The following is an 18,627-nucleotide window of genomic DNA, read 5'->3' on the forward strand; positions in this document are numbered from 1 at the left end:
CTTCTTACTGAGCTATCCTTACTATCAGCATAAGCCTTAGCTGTTTGTAAATTCTTGTCAGAATAATCTTCAAGGTCATTAGCCGTCTGACTAATCCTCGAACTCAAGCTATTAATACTACTATTAAAACTAGTCCTTACACTAGATACTTCAGTCGCTATCTTACTGTCAGTTTGAGTTATAGTTGAATAATTCTCAGATATATATCTCCTAAGCTCACTATCATCATAAGCTTCGCTCTGTATCTTCTCTATACTCTCCCTCAAAGCCCTTATATTAGTATCTATCTTTCCGTCAGTTACACTTATCCTACTAGATAAATCAAGCAGGGTTTCATCAACCACTTCATTTTTCTTATCCTGACTTTCTATATGTTCATCTACGTAGTCGCTCATACTGTCAATCGTCATACTCAAATTATAATCAGATTGCTCAAGGTCTTCTTTAGTTTCATCAATTCTAGCATTTGCATTATTAAGCCTTTGATTAGCTTCATCAATTCTAGCATTTGCATTATCGACCCTTTCCTTAAAGGCCTTTATCTCTTCATCAGATAAATCGTACTTCTCCTTAAGCTCCTGAATAACCCTATTATTCTCAAGGTCAATATCCACATTCCTAAAGTGTAGAGTTGACCCGTCCCAATACATAGTATAATCACTTGGAGAACTTCCTATAAGAAAAGTGCCATCTTCTAGATTCCAGCGTACTTTTCCACCACGTAGCACTCCTGCAATAATTAAATCTGCGACAAAACCTTCACCTGTTCCAAAACTTCTAAAGTTCCAGTCGCCGTTAGACTTCTTAGAATTAGCTATAGCAAGAGTTCCTGCTCCTACATAAATAACCCTTGTGGGGTTATCATCTATTTCTCTATCGAAAGAATAATATCCTGCGGGTAGCCCATACTCATTGCCTGCCTTAAGCTCATAATTATAGCCATCTCGGTTATAAAATCCTCTCTCGATCTCATCCTGTACACTGCTTATATATGAAGTATTTTCTCTTAGCTTACTCAAACTTTCATTCATCAAGCTGTCCAGTTGCTTAAAGCCGTTCTTCAAATCCTCCAAAGCTTTACTTTTACCAGTTTGGATAAGATCTCCCAACTCAACACTTGTATCATCATCATTTAAAAGATTTCTCTTTATTTTAAAAATCCTAGTAGAGTATCTTATATCAATATCATCTCTTATGATATTAACCACATCACCCAAAGACACTCTTCCTATATCTACAACCTTGGCACGAAAAGTTACCAAGGGTCTTGAATTTATCACCAAATCCTTATAAGCTTGCTTTAAAAGCTCGGTTTCATCTTCAATATTACTATAAGTTACAAGCTTAGTTTTAGCTTGACCGTCAGCAAAGCCATATCTTTTTGTTAAATCTACAAGTTCTAGATACTCTTGACCCTTAGGCTTATCTACAGGCACATCCTCATCGGCTTTCCAATCAAGGTCGCTTATCTGAATCCTTCTGCCATATCCCCCTGTAGCTTCACCTTCTTCGTCAAATTTAACTTCTCCCTTTCCACGAGGTATAAGCCTTGTAACGACGTTGCTTCTATCAATCTCCCTTGTGATTTCTAAAGCCCTATCTCCATAAGCAAAACGCTTATAATTATCAGATCCCCTCCTTGTATACAAATCCACATACCTATGAGTAATCTTATTTTTAGAAAAAGAAATTCTGAACCCCAGCTCCATATCGTAAGCTTTCAAAACTTTAGATATAGCGTCAAGCCTTGTAGAATCATAAAAATTTAAAGACTTCAAAGGAGAATCATCTACACTACCTACTTCCCACCTTGAGCCATCAAGGGCAACTTCTAGGGCGGCCGTAGCTTTTACACTCTCGGGTCTCTTATCCCTTATATAACCATAAAAAGTCATATCATCAAAAAAAACGTGAATGCATTCATAGTCTACCCTATCAGCCTTTACTTCACTTTTTAAAATTCTATACAGTTGATAGCTACTAGGGTCATATACATCTTTATGAGCTAAATAAAAAGCCTTATCCCACTTTTTACTTTCTTCTATAGGTAGGCTCATAGCAAAAGACACATTCCCGTTCAACTCTTCCGTTTGATAAGCTTCGATGATATTTCTTTGTAAAATTTCACCTATAAGTTTTTCATTTTTGTCAAAAGCATATATCATAGTGAATACTCCCTATAATAAAAATGAACTGTTGAAAACTTATCGCTTTCTCCAAAACTGATAGTAGGCATATACACCTTATCAAAAAACTTTTCAAAATCCGAATCCAAATCAACAAGCTCGTTCCTTGTTTGACCGTTAACATTCAAACCTTCAGAATTTATCAAAACATCCCCTGACAAAGCTTCTGTAAAGATTACATTGCCTATGATACGGTCATCGCTGCCAGTTAAACTTATCTTATTTACTGCCTCTGCCTCAAGATTGATTTCTTCCAAGCCTATCCTAGTTAGCTTATTATAAGACACACTCGGTTCTAAAGCATAGCTTGTCTCATCTGCACCATAGTATACATCGTGTTGTATATTCGTAAACTTATAAGGCTCTATAAGCTTAGCCGTAAGCACTCCCTTAAGCACATTATTATTCTCTGGACCAAACTTCAAATCACTGAAAATAACCCTATACATAAAATTGTAGTCATCCGTAAAACTTATATATAACTCCTTAGGTTCAAATAAACGCAATTGTAAATACTCGGACTTTCGCCTGAAATCCGAATCACTCGTAGCAAGCAAAACAAAAACAATCTCGATTTCCCTATCACTTACCTTTTCTTGATAGGAGATATTCTTACCCACAGATGACTTTACCCAGCTTATCTCCTTAGTGATATCATTTCTTCCATTTACTTGTAAAACTAAAATACCATCACTCAAATAACCACTCTGTATATGAGTCAAACCATGAACATTCGCTACTTCTCCAAACATAAAGCTAACAGGCGATTCATCGTATCCTCCGTATCCATCGCCTGTTGTGTTTATATATTTCTTACTATAAAGCATATAGCCTCCTTAACTCATAACTACTATCTTGTGCTCTTGTTATATCATCGACAAAAGTTGAGAAAGTATTATTGCCCATCGTGAGATTTATATCGAAAGCAAAAGAATGAGCAGAATCGTCTTTATCATAAACCGACATATCAACCATAGTCCTATACGAAAGATCATCCATTGACAAGGCAAGCTCACTACCTGCAAGGGCATTCATATTAGTTATCGCATCTTCCACATAACCCATATTCTTATCAATACCTACAGCCATACCTTGAGGTATAAATTGTCCTATCTTGTTAGCAAAAAGCTTAGACGGTGAATTAATTCCTAAGAAATTTTTAACAGCATTAAAAGCTCTCCTTGCAGCACCCACTGCAGCATCAACAACAGCATCCACAGCACTACCGATACCTCTTGCAACTCCCAAGATTAAATCCTTGCCAACACTAAAGAACTTATCTACAAAGCCTTTTACTGCATTTAGACCCTTTTGGACTACCCTTTTAGCAGCAGAAAACACATCATTAGCCATTTGCCCTATACCTTGGGCAAGATTTTTTATTAATTCCTTTCCTTTTTTCAAAAACTCAGGCAACTTTCGAATAATTTCCCTAATTGTATCAACAAGAATCTTAACCATTGCTTGTAAAACTTTTGGTGCGGTCTCTACAAAACCCTTAGCTATAGTCTTTATTACTTCCCATGCCTTACTTAAAAACTCAGGCAAATAATCAGCTATCTTACCAAGAAGCTCAACTAATAAATCGATAATTTTCCCGACAGCTTCTGGAGCATTCTCTGCCAACCCTTGGGCAAGATTCTTGATAATCTCAAAGCCCTTTTTCAAAAACTCAGGCAAATTATTCAAAATCGTAGAAATCAAATTAAGCAAAACATCTGCCAAAGCCAAGATGACGCTAGGTCCATTTTCAATAATACCCATAGCCAGCTGACCGATTAACTGTATACCTTGCTGGAGAATAGTTGGCAAAATCTCAATTATCTTAGTGATAATATTAGCTAAAATACTTCCGATATTCATCAAAACATTAGGCAACCCTTGCAAAAATCCATTTGCAAAATTAACAATAAATTTAATTCCTTGCTCCAGCATACCTGGCAAAGAAGTTTCTATCCAAGTTAAAATACTAGTAAATATAGTAGAAAATTTCTCAAGTAAACTTTCTCCACCTTGTCCTATCCCTATAGCTAAAGACTCCATAAGCTTACTTCCTTGCTCTAAAACAATAGGCACAGCCGTTTGAATAAAAGTTTTTATCGCAGAGGGTAAAGCCTTAGCAATGTTGCCAAGCATAGGAATTAAATTATTAAAAAGAAAATTCGACAAAGTAGATGCCACAGCATTAACTTCATCTTGAATATCCTCTCCTAACGCCATAGACCCCTTAAGATTATCAAAAGATGCCTTCATTGCATTAAAAGAACCTTCCAAAGTAGTTGACGCTTCCTTAGCAGTAGTCCCCGTCACTCCTAGTTCTTGTTGAATAACATGAATGGCATCATACACATCTGATAAATTATTAATATCATAACGAACCCCCGTCAGCTTTTCAGCATCAGCCAACAGACGTTCCATCTCCGAACGAGTTCCCCCATAACCAAGTTTCAAATTATCCAGCATTGAGTAATTACTTTTTGCAAAGCCTTGATAAGCATACTGAATACTGCCTATATCCGTACCGAATTTATTCGCATTATCTGACATATCCTTTATTGCCATATCAGCTATCCTCGCAGCCTTAGCAGTATCGCCGCCAGTTGCTTGCAAGAGCCTTGCACTAAAAGATGTTACCTGCTCCATATACTTAGTCGCAGATACTCCCGCTGTCTTATATGCATTTTGAGCATTCTTAACTACAGTTTGTGCCGAACCCTTAAACAAAGTTTCTACACCGCCCAAGGCTTGCTCCAGCTTACCACCTTCCATTACCGTATCAGCCATTACCTTGCCAAGCCCCATAGCTGCCACTATACCTACAGCTTTACTGGCAAAAGACTTTATAGAACTTGTAGCACTATTAAGCCCCTTTTGTAATCCAGATACATTGGAAGATATATCGGCAACCAACTTATATGTTGCATCTGCCATCGCATCACCTCCTTTTATTTAAAATTCTATTAAAATCAGCCATAGACTTCGCTTTTTTGGTCTTAGTACCTTCAAAAATCTTTGAGAACTCACTACTTGCATCATAAAAATCCTTATACCTTCTATACACAGCTTGTATCTTAGCCATCTTCCCTGTACCTACCTTCTTTTTAGAAGCAGCTAAATTTACAAACCAAGCATTTATACTCATAAGCTCAATTTCCTTTTGTCTTTTCACCTCATAAGCCAAGAGATGCAGCTGAAAATCATGAGGACTAAGCCTCCTTGCTTCCAAAATAGAAATACCGAAAAGCCCCATAGCAAGAGCAATCATCTCATCGATTGTATAAACTACTTCTTCTTTTCCTCTTTTTCTAGCTTCTTCACTATATCCTCTTGAGAAACTCCCATTTCTCTTAGGACTAGAGCATGCTCCCCCAATTCCTGAACCAAGGAATCAAAAACCTCGTCATATTTATTAGCCACTATCAAATCACTTATATACTCTTCAATATCGGCATTTGAAGGCTTGGAATTTAAAGTATTAGTTGCCCCCTTTATGATAAGTCTCATAGTTGATGGAGTTTTATTAGTAATCCCAAGAGATAACATCTGAACTCCACCCAAGCCTATTTGCATACCTTGCACACTCAAAGACGAATTGTTATTAATATAGTCAATAAAATCAAATCCGAAATACAAATCATATTCCTTGTTATTTATTTTAATATTCATTATTACCCCTATTCTTCATCAGTATCATCAGTAACTTTAGCTATAGTTTGATACTCATAAATAGACTCTTTAATTGAAGATAATTGCTCAGGCGTTAAAGTTTCTTCTCCCTTAATTCCCTTACCGTTTGCTATAAAAGTGAAAGTCAACTCAACTTGCGAATCTGCAGGTGATGATTTCTCATATTCACTCAAATAGCCTTGATAATAAGTAGGCTTTACATCCAAATGCTCATCATCAACCCCTGTTATATCAACCTCCCAAAGTTCCATCAAAACTCCTCTATCAAAACAATCTTCCAGCTCTTCCCACACTGCAAGCGTTCCGTCATCATTCTTATAGGCAAGCGAAGTTATATCAAAAGAAGTTTCACCATCAGTTATAGTAGTAATAGGTCCATCCTTAGTAATCACAGTATCTGACTCCTTTTCCTTGCTTACTGAATGTTCCGTCAAAAACTTTAACCTTGAACCGTCTTCTTCCTTAAATTTTGACCTTTCCCTAAAAAACAAAACAACATTTTTACCACTAATTAATTCAGTCATATCTATCCCTTTCTGTTATATCTCATTCTAACTTCCATTACATTATGAAGTAATAGCTTACTAGTTGAAGTATCAACCATTAAGGTATGCTTAATACTTTCCACTTTAATCATATATCCGTAGGCTTGCCTAAGAAGTGATAAGCCATCGCTAATTTCCATACTTAACTTGTCAATAGCTCCCCTGTCCTTTCTAAGCCCCCAAATATTTATAACTTGCTCACATTCACCATACATATCTACATTTTCAGCATTTTGTGATTGACTATCTCCCAAATGAATAAAGGGATAGACCGCATCAGCATCAGGCAAATAATCGAATGTATTTTCACTAATTCCCCTACATAATTCAAAAATGCTATCATATATAGCTTGATGTGGCGTTTTACCTAAAACTGTCATTCAATATCTTCTTGAGATTACTTCTCAAATCCTCCTTAGTTTCCCTAAAAGCATTGGTAAAAAACGGCTGAGCACTTTGAAACCTAGTGCCATAATTTACATAGCCCGAATAGCCTGCCCCCGAAATTATCTGCCCGTGAAGCTTACTAGGATACCTTGTATTATGCATACTCTTTAAAAAACCTGTCTTATGAGGTGCTTTTGATACCGAAGCTTCCTTTCCACGTTCACAAACATTCTTAATAACCTTAGAAGTTACTTCTGGATTCCTCTTCTCTGCCTTCTTCAAGGCTCTTATAAGCTCCTTATCTCCCTTCAAGCTAAGCTTCATATAGTACCCTTCCTCAAAGTATAAGACTCTTTGCCATTAAACACACTATCTATCGGGTAATACTTTTCACCCATATACAAGGCATACTTAAAAGGCTTTACGGCTTGCAAAAACCTAACATTCATGAGCACTTCTTCCTTAAGTCCATATTCTGCAAAACTTGTAGACTTTCTTTGAAAATTAATAAAACACGGATACTTTTTCTCGACCTTATCCACAATATCTACACTTCCTTTTTCAGGATTATAAACTTCATTTCCATCGAAATAAACCAAGCTTATACTGTTATTAGTCTTCAATACCACATCACCTTGCCTTTCTTGCCTTTATTCTCGTCATTATCTATATCAAACTCTCTTTTCAAAATTGGCATATAAGGAGCAAAATCATCCTCCATTCTACTAAAATTAGCAGAATAGCCATCAACACTTTCACTAATAAGACCAGCAGAACCCCTACGGTTATACCTTATATCAGACACATCAAGAATAATAAAAGCGTACCTATCCTCCACTTCACTAGCTCCAGTGATAAGCTTAAAATGACTTATAGATTCATCGATAATATCTTTCAAAACTTCGTCTTGCAAATCATCCTCAATAGATAATCTTCTCTTAAGCCTTACAAGCAAATTTCCCATATCCATAGATTACTCCTCAGCAAGTTCTATCAATCTTTGCTTTTTATCGCTTCGCTTATACTCTATTCCCTTCTTATCAAGAATATTTTTAAGGTCAGACACACTTAAATCTTTTAATTCATCAGCTAAATATCCTTTAGCAAACAATTCTTCTTCCCTATCGCCCTTATAAACATCAAGGCGGTCAGAGTAATAAACTCCACCGCCCTTCTTATCCTTGAAACTCTTAATCACTAACCTTGCCATACTAAACTTCTTCTAATTCCTCTTCGTCATCTGCCACTGCATCAGGACTTATAGCTGCAAAATATCCGTCAACAGGAATAGCTACAGCAATTTCAAACACAGCCCTTAAAGCTTGCATATCTTGTTCAAACAAATGAACATCGCCACTATCAACAGTTCCATCATTTTGGATCTTAGACAAAGTAGCTTGATCAGCTATCTTTAACCTTAATTGACTGCCGTTAGGTACTCCATACTTAAGAGCTGAAAAATCACCTGTAAGCAAAGTATTTTCAGGATACACTTCACCATCAGCAAGCATAAGCTCCTCATAGCTAATGCCATCCAATGTTTTATTAGCTCTATCAAAAATATAAGTTTTAGTAACATCATCAGTAAGCCCTCTTAGACTTCTGTTCAAAGTCCTATGACCTACAAAAGCATTAGGCTCCTTATCAGTTAAAGCTTCAAAATCATATATACTCTTCGTATCCAAGCCAGTAATTACCTTCTTAGCTTTCTTGGCACTAGCTAGCACATTAACCCCAAAAGGATTATTATGAAGACCCAGGAAAGCAGCCCCGTCAATCATCTTATTAAACTTATCAGCAATTACAGGAACAATTTCATTAAAATAATTAGCCCAAGAATACTCCAAAAACTCCTCAGTAACAGGAAGAATAGTCGCAATCTTCTTAGCTTCCATTACATAATCCTTACCTTTTAAATTCGCAGTTCCAATCTTTTCGCCTTCACCTACAAAATACGCATTAGACAACTCACCCATACCTAGAGATTTTCTCTCCATCTTTGCTTTCATCTCGACAGGTGAACCTAACTTTATTAAAAGTGAAGTATTAACTAAACTTTGCAAAAACTCATTAGTAAACCTTTCATCGGCAATTTCCTTACCTATAGTATCAGACAACATCACATGATTTGGATCAAACTTTTGTGCCATAAATTACTCTCCTTTTAATTTTTTTAACATATCATAGGTTGATGAAACCCCACTTCCAAAACTTAAACCTCCACTGGATACAGGAGCATCTTGACCTATATACTTATTCCTTTCCTCTTCCAACAACTCATTAAGAGCATCGATTTTCTTACTTGTATCTTCAATAGAATCAGACAAAACTAAAGATAAGCTCTTATCAGACCTTTCGATCTTATACTCGTAAAGCTTACTTACCGCAATATCCTTAATTTGATTGAGCCTTTCCTTATTCTTATACTCCTCAATCTCTTGTTTAAGCTTATTGACTTCATCATTATGAGCCTTCTCCTTCTCCTTCAAAGTATACTCATACAACTCATCCTGATTCATCTTCTCTTTCTTCGAAAAATCGTCTATAGCTAGTTGTATCCTTTCAGCTTCTTTAGCTTTATAGTCATTAAATTCACCATTGAGTTTGTCAATTTCCTCTTTAGCTTTGCTCTTTTCGTTAGCTATCCTTCTCTTCATCTCTTCGACAGATACAGTTCTTTCTTCTTCAATATCTGTAGACTTCTTATCATCTACAAGCTTAACATTATCATCAGACATTTATATCCCCTTTCTACGCTTTAACGTGCAACCTCCACGAACTCATGCACCTTTTAAAGCCCTAAGCACGGTTTGGGCAATAAAAAAGCACTCATACTACTCTGAATGCTTAATCAAGAATTTCTATTATATATTCCAACCATATTTTTTTTATTCTTTATTATTAACTTATCAATCCAACTTATTTTACCATAGATATCACCAATATTTTCGTTCAGACTATTAACATCTTTGCAATCTATAATAACATTTTTAACTCCTCCATCGCAATTTTCCAGAATATCAATAGCTTTATCAAGAGATTTTATTTTCAATATATACCGATATTCCCCATCCCGATATAAGTTGGGTATCATAACTTCAATCATATATCCTCCATTGATTTTTTTAATAAAAACGGTATTATGCTATTAACAAGCAGGTCGTCCTCCTCCCCCAAAAAAAATGTCTATTCGAGTAATTGGATAGAACTGAGGGGGTGGGCCTGCTTTTATTATGCTCTTCTATATATTTTTCTTAATTTAAACTCTTCTAAAATTAATATTTTATCTATATACCCCAAACGTGAATTAGAAAATATCCTATTCATTTCATAATATAAATCATCATCATTATAAGTACTATCAACTAAATTTAAAATAACATTATTAGATTGGTTTTTAGTAGAGCTAACAGCCGTACTAATTGTGTTTTTAGAATGTTTATTTATATCTTTTAAATCCCACTTCTCGTTATCCCAAATATAATCCGGTGTTTTCCTATTTTCAGGCAATAGTACTCTAGGACACATATATATTTTTCCTCCAACATTATCTGATAACCATTGAGCTATCTCTTTCTCATGTTCTGAATAATCATAAACCAAATTATAATCATCTTCAAAATTCATAAATGTATACATTTCTACAGGTAAATTTTTGACTTCATCACCTTTTCTTCTCTTAGAAAATATAAAATCATCATTTATTTCAATAAAATTACTCAATTCACCCTCCTTTCTTATTTTATTAAAATTTTCATTATACCCATCATAATCCTTGAAATCATCAGCAGTAAGCTCAACAATACCATAATCCCTACACCTACAATTAGGATGCATAGGTGCAGCATTTACACCAATTTCCCTTTCACTTACCTTAAAAACCTTACCATCTAAAGGCTTGCAAATAGGACAAGCACCCAGTTCACATACATATTTGTAATGAGTAAAGCCATTCTCTTTATATAGCTTATCCCTAGCCTGACTATTAGCCCTAGCTACTTCTGTCTTTAATAATCTTAAAACATTACCTCTACTTACATCAAAAGTCCTTGACAACTTCCCTATTTCACTGTCATAACCCATTCTATGAATAAATATATTAGATAATGATTTAAATATCTCCCTTTGGTGAATCTTATAGTAACCGTCTCTTCTATCCCGTATCCTTTCAGAAAAATTCTTCCCTAGAAAATCCATATTCACTATTTTATCAATATTTTCTGCCGTATCCGAAGCGGAATTAGCAAGAATACCAGCTTGATTAGCAAACTCATTACTTAGCTCCTGATACAAAGTATCATACAAATACCTATAAGCATAATCATAAGCACTATTAAGCTCCAAATCAATATTAGCCTTCATAAGCTCATAGCTTGAAACCCTCATCTTTAAATTATATATCTTAAGCCAATACGAAGTCTCCTTAGAAAAATCCTTATCCTCTACAGCCTTTTTCGCCCTCTCCTGAAACCTCCTTATGTCCATTTCAGAAGCACGTCTTTTAGCCTCCTTTACAGATATGCCCTCATTTTTAGCATAAACCATATAATTTCTATCAATCTCATTTTGAATACTAAAAAGAGCGTCCTCAAAAATCTTTTTAATACGCTCGTCCCTATCAATATCCCTCAAATAAAGATCATACATCATCTTTCTTTGAGCATTATACTGCCTATTCTTCTCTATATAACTTTTCATCAATTATCGCTCTTCTAAAAGCAGCTTCTTCTGCAGAAAGACCTTCTCTTTTATCCTCTTCACTGCTAATTCTTTCCAATTCTTTCTTAGGATTAGTGAAACTTGTATTTTCTAACAAAGTTTCTTGGCTCAAAAGTCCTCCTGAGTCTACAAAAGACTTAATCTCAAGCCATACATCACTTGGTAAATTCTCATGAAAATTAAAACCAATAGCACTAGCATTAAAAGGCGTGCCACCGTTCTTACTCCTCATCTTCTCAATAATCTCATACCTTCTTCTTAAAGCCTTAGAAAAATAATTGACCTTAGTCTCTTTTAACTGCTTTAAACCAAAAGTCTTATACTTCATAGCAATCCCTGACTGAGTATTAAAAGACTCATCAGTAATCTTAGGAATACCAGAAAGCATATGCAAATCATCAAGAATCCTAGACTTATACGCTTCGACTCCACTCACATCATATTGCTTATAAATATAATCAGCAGAAGTACTAGTACTATGACCTGCAGGGTCAACTCCACTTTCAAGAAGCAAAATATTAGCATCCCTCATACTAGATAGATCACTCAAAGACAAATCCACATCACCATTAATAACCAACAAAGCATCATTCAAATCAGACATATAATTAGCAGTGTCAGATTGACCAGCATCATAAGCATCAATAGCAGAAAGCACCTTCTCAAAATCACCCTCACGATATCGGTTATTAAACCACTCCACAACAGGCACATCTCCATATGGATTCTCATACTCCTTATTAACAAGAAAAATAGGATTATTCAAGTCAAACTTCTTCAACTCATAAACCCTATTTTTGGTATACACCTTAGGCTCAATAAAACCATTAAACTCAGGACAATGCACTGCACACACAATATTTCTCCTAACAGTCTTATCCCTAATAACAAACATATCAAAAGGCTCAATCCTTGCAATATAATCATTCAAATCATTTTTAAGCCTATAATGAAACTCAAAAGCTCTTCCATATACCGAACAATCATAACAAAGCTCAAAATTTAAATTATCAACATCATTAACCTTATTAATCTCCAAAATATCAGCTAAATCATTCGTATCACCATCATCACTATAACCATCATAAGAATAAGTAATAGCCTTAGATGCAACATAAGAAGTTGCAAATCTAGAAATATAACCTCCATAATCGTGAGCTATCCTATAATCTGCCTTATTCTTCTCAATCCTCCTTTTCCCGTGACTTATTCCCCAATTTCTCCCATGCACATACGAATCCAACACATAAAGCCTATGACACTGAACCTCCTTAAAATGCTTAATAAAATCAAACAGAACATTATCCTTATTACTAACTAAAGCCTCCACATCATCATAAACATAATGCTCATTGGCATCTTCAGAATAATACTTCTCATAAGATCTATCAAACGTGCTATCTTTATAATCCATATCCCTTTCAAACCTGTAGGACTTAGGAATATACTTACCTTCCTCATAATCATCATCACTTCTGAAACTAGTATCCACCATAAGACCTCCTTCCTATCCAAAAAACTTCTTAACTGCCTTAAACTTCCTTTCAGAAACCTTTCTCCTACCCCTATCGACAACATTCTTGCTATGAATCGCATACCTCATAGCATCCATAACATCATCATTAACCTTTTTAACCTTATCATCACTTGCCTTATCATCCCACACATAAGAAAAAATTTCTTCCCTAAACCTTACGGCACAAGGCTCATAAATTTTAAGCTTTTTAGTCTTATACATAGTAGCAACATCTTCTATACCAGCTATAACTTCCTTATTAGCCAAAAAAGCATCAATACCTTCACGCTTAAACCTCGCTATATGCTCAGTTCTAGCACTGTCACAATAAAAAGCAATATTTCCATACCTTTGCTTGACCTCCAAAGCTTTCCTAGCCCAAAAATCAATCTCCTCACCTTGCCTCGCAATCTCATCAACCATTACATAATCGCCATTATCCGTTTCACCAAAAACAACAATAGCACCATAATGCTCATAGCCCCAGTCAACCCCTGCAAAATAACTAATAAATTCATAAGAAGACAAGTCATTCACATAGTGAACTTTAGGGTCAAAGTCCTTATATACTACTCCTTCGCCACTTACCCAGTTACCATAAATATTTCTTTCTGTATACATTCCTTGAGGAGTCGTCTCAATTGTTGACTGTAAGTATCTTTTATCAAGAAAAGTATTGTCAAATATGGTAAATTTATAAGATATAATCTTATCTGTTGGATTGTCTATATATTCTTTCTTCAACCAATGTTCTGGATTATCAGGGTTAGTATCGCATATAATTCTAGCACCTCTACCTGAACACCTTGACCTAATTTCATCAAATACTTGTGGATTAGCTAGTGAGGCTTCGTTCACATAAGCTCCGTATGAAGTCATACCTCTTATACGTCCTAGTCCGTCTATTTTCCCGTGTCCTACTTGTACCACATATACACCTAGTAAAGAAAAATTCCCTAGTCTATCAAACTTGAAATCTATCCCATATTTTGAAGTTAGTTCAACTAGTACGTTTTGATATATCGTTGATATTGTAAAACCAGCTAAAATATATTGAGGCTTCTCTATATGCTCCATTTTAGCTATATTCTTAACCCTTATTAACTCTTTTATAAATAAGTCATTATTAAGTTGTGTCTTTCCCGACCTCTTAGCACCGTGAAGTATAAGCATAAACCAATCTTTTTGTGAAGTTTCTCTATATATTTGCTGTTGCTTTTTAGTGTAAATCTTATCTAAATTACTCATCTAAAATCCTATCATCTAACAACTCGAAATACCTTTCTAAATTAGAGCCTTGGTTACTGCTTACTTCCTTAGCTTTTCTATCCATCCAAACATCGGGCTTTCTGTTTTTTAACCAAAAAATCTGTGCAGTCGTATCAGGCATAACGTGCCTAGTGATAGTAATTTTTTCAGCATATTTTTTGCCATCAACTATCTTTTGAACGGTTTTTACCTCATCATATTCATAACCCAAGGCCCTTTTTAGAAGTTTATTCTCAACCTCGATGTCAACTACTTCCTTGCCCCTTTTTAAGGCTGCCGAAATTGGTGGATATTTATCTCTCCAAACTCTTAAAGTAGAGTAGGCAATCCCCATATTCTTAGAAATTTGCTCATCAGTAAGACCATCTCTAGCCCAAGCTTCTATCTTCATTAAATTGTCCCTCTCAAGCCATTCTTGATACTTACCTCTAGCCAAATAATCACCTACCTAATCAGTCCCCACTCAGCGAACTTCTCAAATCCTCCGATAATGTCAATATAGTTTCTAGCAATATGGACTATTTCTTCATAAGGTCTACCATCTATCATTTCATCTCCAATGGCACAGGATAGTTCTACTTCTCTATTTTCTTCTTGTGCTTTTAGATGAGCATAAATATTTACAGACACATCAGCTTTAGATAGATCCTTACCATGAAGTCCCCCGCCTGTTACTGCTCGACCCATATCTGAACCAAGCTTTCTATTGGTTGCTCCAGTGTCTACATCAGTTCCACCAGTCCATTCTCCAAGTGGATTTATAGTTGCTTGGGGATAAATTGATTTTAATATTCTGTTAGAAACATTGGACTGACAAATAATAAGCTTGTCTCCATCAATAATATATTTCCCTTCATAAGAATAATTAGAATAAATTTCACGAGCAATTAAAGATAGTCTCTTTTCTTCATCTGAAGTAGGTACTCCTTTAAAAATTCCATTGTCTCCGCATCTTACTTTTTCTTTTTGATTCTTTGATAAGTGGATATCCTGTTCTACTAATTTAATATCCGCTTTGACATCTCCTGCTATCCTATTAATTGTTGACTCAATTTCTTTTTTATTTAGATTACAGTCTGTTTCAATAATTACATGACAATTTCCATGTCCCAGCAAAACTTCAACTGCTATTTTAGGATTTTCTTTTTCCTTATATGCTAAATCCACTATTGCCCCTGCTATCCTGTTAGCAATTTTATCTGGATGCATAGGATTTACTTTTTCAAACATTTATATTTTCTCCTCTAGTATGGCTTCATTTCCAGTAAATTTTTCCCACCTATTTATAATCGCTTCTGCATAAATAGGCTCAAATTCCATCAAATATGCTTTACGTCCTGTCTGCTCGCAAGCAATTAAGGTACTGCCACTTCCACCAAATAAGTCCAAAACTCTTTCTCCTTTTCTTGAGGAATTAAGAATCAACTTAGCCATAAGTTTAATAGGCTTCATGGTTGGATGCAGCTCACTTTTTTCAGGTTTATCTTCTCGAATTATTGTAGAGCCAGAATCAATAATATTTTCAAGAGTTATCGCATAGTCTCTTAATTCATCATAATCCAATTGATTTATATTTGGTTTATTTTCAATTACTGTTGTTTCTGTAAAATCCTGGCAATAGTAATGTCCAGCTCCTTCTTTCCAGCCATATAAGCAAGGTTCATGCTTCCAATTGTAGTCTTGTCTAGATAAGGTAGCCTGACTTTTTACCCAAATTAAAACCTGCCTAGCTGGCATATCTAGCTCAGTCAAAGCATAATGCCATGGTGCCCTTTTAGCATCTGCGTGCCAAAGATAATAAACGCCACCTGGCTTCAATACTCTTTCTATTTGTTTACAAGCTAAATAAGCAAACTCTCTGAAGTCATCATCTGATAAATTGTCATTTTCAATCTTGCCCGCTGAATTCTCATAATTAACATTATAAGGTGGATCAGTAACACATAAATCCATTTCTTGGTCTTGAATTAACTTGTCCACATCTTCAGCTTTAGTTGAATCGCCACACATAAGTCTATGGTCACCCAAAATCCATACCTGCCCTTTAGAAACTCTGCACTCTTCTCTTACTTCTAGGATGGATACATCTTCAACATCTTCAATAATATCCTCATCTAATTCTTCAAGCTCATCGAATCCAAACTGAGTCATATCAATGTCTTCCACCCCCCCCTAGTTCATTTTCAAGGGCTTCGAAGTCCCACTGTGCAAGCTCCCCAACCTTATTATCAGCCAGCCTAAAAGCCTTAACCTCATTTTGTGTCAGATCATCGGCTACTATAACAGGCACCTTCTCCATACCTAGCTTTTTCGCCGCTAAGAGCCTAGTATGACCCGTAACAATTTCATTACCCTTATCAACTACAATAGGCACCTTAAATCCAAAATTCTTAATACTTGATGCAACTGCATCTACTGCATTTGCATTATCCCTTGGATTATTAACATAAGGTATTAAATCATCTACATTTTTATAAATAACATCAATTCTATCCTTAATCATTTTCACTCCTAAAATTAAACAACAAAACAAGTATTATTTTAAATTTTTTTATCCATTTAAGCCTATCAGCCAGACCATCCACTAACAACATTTAGCACATATTAAAAAACATTTTAAGAGAAACCACTCTCTTATAAGCGGGGAAAACTAGAAAAACCCGCTCCCGAGTACCACAAAATCAATATCGTAAGGAGGTGCTAAAAGTGGATAGCCTGACTCATAAGCCTAAAATTGACAAAAGAAAAGGATAAGCCCAATTGCCTATCCCTGAGTTAAACAGTTTTAAATTTATTTCTTGCAACATTTCTACAATATCATTATAACACATAAAATAGCCTTATGTGTTCCATAATCGTACCATAATCGTACCAAAAACAGCTATCTCACATCGACCTCACCCCCTTCAATCAAATACAATCTCTCAAAAATGTAAAGTAAGGCTTCATCGCTCCTTCTTTTGACGGTAGTGGTAGATAAATTAAGAGCCAATCCGCACCTTCTAAAACTCAATCTTTCATCTTTAGGTGCAATCCACATATGCTCAACAATAAATTTCTTATCCTCGTCAAGGCCAGCAATAGCTAACTGCATAGCCCTATTTTCTAGCTCAATCAGCTTCATTCTTCGACTTGATTCATCAATCTTATCGATCATCTTAACCTGCAAATCTTCTTGACTAGAGCCACCGCCCTTAACAGCATCAGTAGAATGCCAAGAAGCCCCAAGCGAAAGCCTATCCCTAGCAATCTCAATCTTGATTTTCTCAGCCTCATACCTTCGCATATCACGCCCATACTTTCTGAGCCTAGACTTTATAGTGTCAATCCTAGTTCGATCTCTCTCCTGTTTCCTAATCTTGTCAAAATCCATCAATCCTTCTTTCTTTGGTCGTATCTCTTCTGTAAATTCATCCACGTTTCAGCACTCACCCTAGTAAGCTTATATAACTTATCGGCAAGTGCCTTATCAATCGGCAAATCACCTTTAAGAAGTCTTTTATAATCCCCCACAACAAGACCTAACCTATGAGCATAATCTTCATACATAGCATCCTCGATATACTCACCTGGTGCAAAATAGTTGCTATCACTCATACTAGACCTCCCTCCTACGCATCTGCCTATTCATCGATTAGATCCTCCTCTTTAATAAAATTCCCGTTGATAGTCCTCCCAGACCTACCCTTAATCTTTTCATAAGCCATAGACAAACATTCTTCTGGGTCAACCCCAATCTGCTCACAAAGGATAATCAAAGTAACAAAAATGTCTCCCATTTCAAGCATCATATCTTTATAAGCAAACTCATTATCACCAAACATATTTCTAAGGTAAAACTCACTCTTAAACTCAAAAACCTCTTCGATAACCTTCATAAACTGCTTATCAGCATTTTCTTCGTGTAATAAATCCTTATCATCTGCCCAGCTTAAAACCTTATCTTTTAAATCCTTAAAACTCATTCTTTAACATCTCCTAACTCAAAGGTTATCTCACAAATTCCATCATCACTCTTAATATCTGTAAAATACAATTCTGTATGAAATTCTTTATAATCTCCATAATTAACTATCCCCTCCTCAAATAAATCAAATTCCAACTCACTTTCAGGGTCAAAATCTTCAAAATACTTTAAAAATTCCTTTACTTTCATAAGTCAATATCTCCTAATTTCTTCCAAATTTAGCAAAGGTACTACATCACCATCTACTTTAAAATCGCACTCATAATCGATATCACTTTCTTTATCATAAAAATAAGCTAAAACATCATCTTCATCATCAAAAAATGATAGCTCCTTAATTAAATCTTTTAC

The 18,627-nt window shown here is 35.4% G+C and carries 25 protein-coding genes; all 25 read right to left on the bottom strand.

Annotated elements, in window-relative coordinates:
• On the bottom strand, positions 1 to 2,165 hold a 2,165-nt coding region (locus MUN42_RS05595; RefSeq protein ID WP_243343549.1), incomplete at its 3' end, for a phage tail spike protein.
• Positions 2,162 to 3,013, bottom strand: a complete 852-nt coding sequence (locus MUN42_RS05600) for a hypothetical protein (RefSeq protein ID WP_243343550.1) — start codon at positions 3,011 to 3,013, stop codon at positions 2,162 to 2,164. The genes MUN42_RS05600 and MUN42_RS05595, both read right to left, overlap by 4 nt.
• Positions 3,003 to 5,117 (bottom strand): hypothetical protein, encoded by a 2,115-nt coding sequence (locus MUN42_RS05605; RefSeq protein ID WP_243343551.1) that lies wholly within the window; start codon positions 5,115 to 5,117, stop codon positions 3,003 to 3,005. Before MUN42_RS05605 ends, MUN42_RS05600 begins: the two co-directional genes overlap by 11 nt.
• Positions 5,118 to 5,121: 4 nt before the next feature.
• Positions 5,122 to 5,451 (bottom strand): hypothetical protein, encoded by a 330-nt coding sequence (locus tag MUN42_RS05610; RefSeq protein ID WP_243343552.1) that lies wholly within the window; start codon positions 5,449 to 5,451, stop codon positions 5,122 to 5,124.
• Between the two features lie 17 nt (positions 5,452 to 5,468).
• A complete protein-coding gene (locus tag MUN42_RS05615; protein ID WP_243343553.1) occupies positions 5,469 to 5,852 on the bottom strand; it encodes a tail assembly chaperone in 384 nt (127 codons plus the stop codon).
• An 8-nt stretch (positions 5,853 to 5,860) separates the two neighbouring features.
• Complete coding sequence (locus tag MUN42_RS05620; protein WP_243343554.1) at positions 5,861 to 6,397, bottom strand: phage major tail protein, TP901-1 family; 537 nt, start codon at positions 6,395 to 6,397, stop codon at positions 5,861 to 5,863.
• A 2-nt stretch (positions 6,398 to 6,399) separates the two neighbouring features.
• On the bottom strand, positions 6,400 to 6,798 hold the full coding sequence (locus MUN42_RS05625; protein ID WP_243343555.1) for a hypothetical protein: 399 nt from the start codon (positions 6,796 to 6,798) through the stop codon (positions 6,400 to 6,402).
• The gene (locus MUN42_RS05630; protein ID WP_243343556.1) at positions 6,782 to 7,129 is read right to left on the bottom strand and encodes an HK97-gp10 family putative phage morphogenesis protein; all 348 of its coding nucleotides are present in this window, start codon (positions 7,127 to 7,129) and stop codon (positions 6,782 to 6,784) included. Before MUN42_RS05630 ends, MUN42_RS05625 begins: the two co-directional genes overlap by 17 nt.
• Positions 7,126 to 7,428, bottom strand: coding sequence for a hypothetical protein (locus tag MUN42_RS05635; RefSeq protein ID WP_243343557.1), 303 nt, complete (start codon positions 7,426 to 7,428; stop codon positions 7,126 to 7,128). The genes MUN42_RS05630 and MUN42_RS05635 overlap by 4 nt, the downstream gene beginning before the upstream one ends.
• Complete coding sequence (locus MUN42_RS05640) at positions 7,425 to 7,775, bottom strand: phage head-tail connector protein (protein WP_243343558.1); 351 nt, start codon at positions 7,773 to 7,775, stop codon at positions 7,425 to 7,427. The genes MUN42_RS05635 and MUN42_RS05640 overlap by 4 nt, the downstream gene beginning before the upstream one ends.
• Before the next feature lie 3 nt (positions 7,776 to 7,778).
• Positions 7,779 to 8,015, bottom strand: coding sequence for a HeH/LEM domain-containing protein (locus tag MUN42_RS05645; RefSeq protein ID WP_243343560.1), 237 nt, complete (start codon positions 8,013 to 8,015; stop codon positions 7,779 to 7,781).
• Position 8,016: 1 nt separating this feature from the next.
• Complete coding sequence (locus MUN42_RS05650; protein WP_243343563.1) at positions 8,017 to 8,955, bottom strand: phage major capsid protein; 939 nt, start codon at positions 8,953 to 8,955, stop codon at positions 8,017 to 8,019.
• A gap of 3 nt (positions 8,956 to 8,958) precedes the next feature.
• Positions 8,959 to 9,543 carry a hypothetical protein gene (locus MUN42_RS05655; protein ID WP_243343565.1) on the bottom strand — a complete coding sequence of 195 codons (585 nt, stop codon included), beginning with the start codon at positions 9,541 to 9,543 and terminating at the stop codon, positions 8,959 to 8,961.
• Positions 9,544 to 9,656: 113 nt separating this feature from the next.
• Positions 9,657 to 9,911, bottom strand: a complete 255-nt coding sequence (locus MUN42_RS05660) for a hypothetical protein (RefSeq protein ID WP_243343567.1) — start codon at positions 9,909 to 9,911, stop codon at positions 9,657 to 9,659.
• Positions 9,912 to 10,036: 125 nt separating this feature from the next.
• Complete coding sequence (locus MUN42_RS05665) at positions 10,037 to 11,503, bottom strand: minor capsid protein (RefSeq protein ID WP_243343569.1); 1,467 nt, start codon at positions 11,501 to 11,503, stop codon at positions 10,037 to 10,039.
• Positions 11,478 to 13,019, bottom strand: coding sequence for a phage portal protein (locus MUN42_RS05670; RefSeq protein WP_243343570.1), 1,542 nt, complete (start codon positions 13,017 to 13,019; stop codon positions 11,478 to 11,480). The genes MUN42_RS05665 and MUN42_RS05670 overlap by 26 nt, the downstream gene beginning before the upstream one ends.
• Positions 13,020 to 13,031: 12 nt before the next feature.
• A complete protein-coding gene (locus MUN42_RS05675) occupies positions 13,032 to 14,288 on the bottom strand; it encodes a PBSX family phage terminase large subunit (RefSeq protein WP_243343571.1) in 1,257 nt (418 codons plus the stop codon).
• Entirely contained in the window at positions 14,281 to 14,745 is a 465-nt protein-coding gene (locus MUN42_RS05680; protein WP_243343572.1) for a helix-turn-helix domain-containing protein, read from the bottom strand. The genes MUN42_RS05675 and MUN42_RS05680 overlap by 8 nt, the downstream gene beginning before the upstream one ends.
• Before the next feature lie 8 nt (positions 14,746 to 14,753).
• Entirely contained in the window at positions 14,754 to 15,539 is a 786-nt protein-coding gene (locus tag MUN42_RS05685) for an S-adenosylmethionine synthetase N-terminal domain-containing protein (RefSeq protein WP_243343573.1), read from the bottom strand.
• Positions 15,540 to 16,475 carry a site-specific DNA-methyltransferase gene (locus tag MUN42_RS05690; protein WP_243343574.1) on the bottom strand — a complete coding sequence of 312 codons (936 nt, stop codon included), beginning with the start codon at positions 16,473 to 16,475 and terminating at the stop codon, positions 15,540 to 15,542.
• Positions 16,462 to 16,812, bottom strand: a complete 351-nt coding sequence (locus tag MUN42_RS05695) for a ParB N-terminal domain-containing protein (RefSeq protein WP_243343575.1) — start codon at positions 16,810 to 16,812, stop codon at positions 16,462 to 16,464. Before MUN42_RS05695 ends, MUN42_RS05690 begins: the two co-directional genes overlap by 14 nt.
• Before the next feature lie 378 nt (positions 16,813 to 17,190).
• The gene (locus MUN42_RS05700; protein ID WP_243343577.1) at positions 17,191 to 17,682 is read right to left on the bottom strand and encodes a hypothetical protein; all 492 of its coding nucleotides are present in this window, start codon (positions 17,680 to 17,682) and stop codon (positions 17,191 to 17,193) included.
• Entirely contained in the window at positions 17,682 to 17,906 is a 225-nt protein-coding gene (locus tag MUN42_RS05705) for a hypothetical protein (protein ID WP_243343579.1), read from the bottom strand. Before MUN42_RS05705 ends, MUN42_RS05700 begins: the two co-directional genes overlap by 1 nt.
• 26 nt (positions 17,907 to 17,932) lie before the next feature.
• Positions 17,933 to 18,274: a MazG-like family protein gene (locus tag MUN42_RS05710; protein WP_243343581.1), complete on the bottom strand. Its 342-nt coding sequence runs from the start codon at positions 18,272 to 18,274 to the stop codon at positions 17,933 to 17,935.
• Positions 18,271 to 18,465 carry a hypothetical protein gene (locus MUN42_RS05715; protein ID WP_243343582.1) on the bottom strand — a complete coding sequence of 65 codons (195 nt, stop codon included), beginning with the start codon at positions 18,463 to 18,465 and terminating at the stop codon, positions 18,271 to 18,273. Before MUN42_RS05715 ends, MUN42_RS05710 begins: the two co-directional genes overlap by 4 nt.
• Positions 18,466 to 18,627 lie beyond the last annotated feature (162 nt).

Origin of the sequence: Anaerococcus sp. AGMB09787 (genome assembly GCF_022808955.1) — a bacterium.
GTDB lineage: Bacteria > Bacillota > Clostridia > Tissierellales > Peptoniphilaceae > Anaerococcus.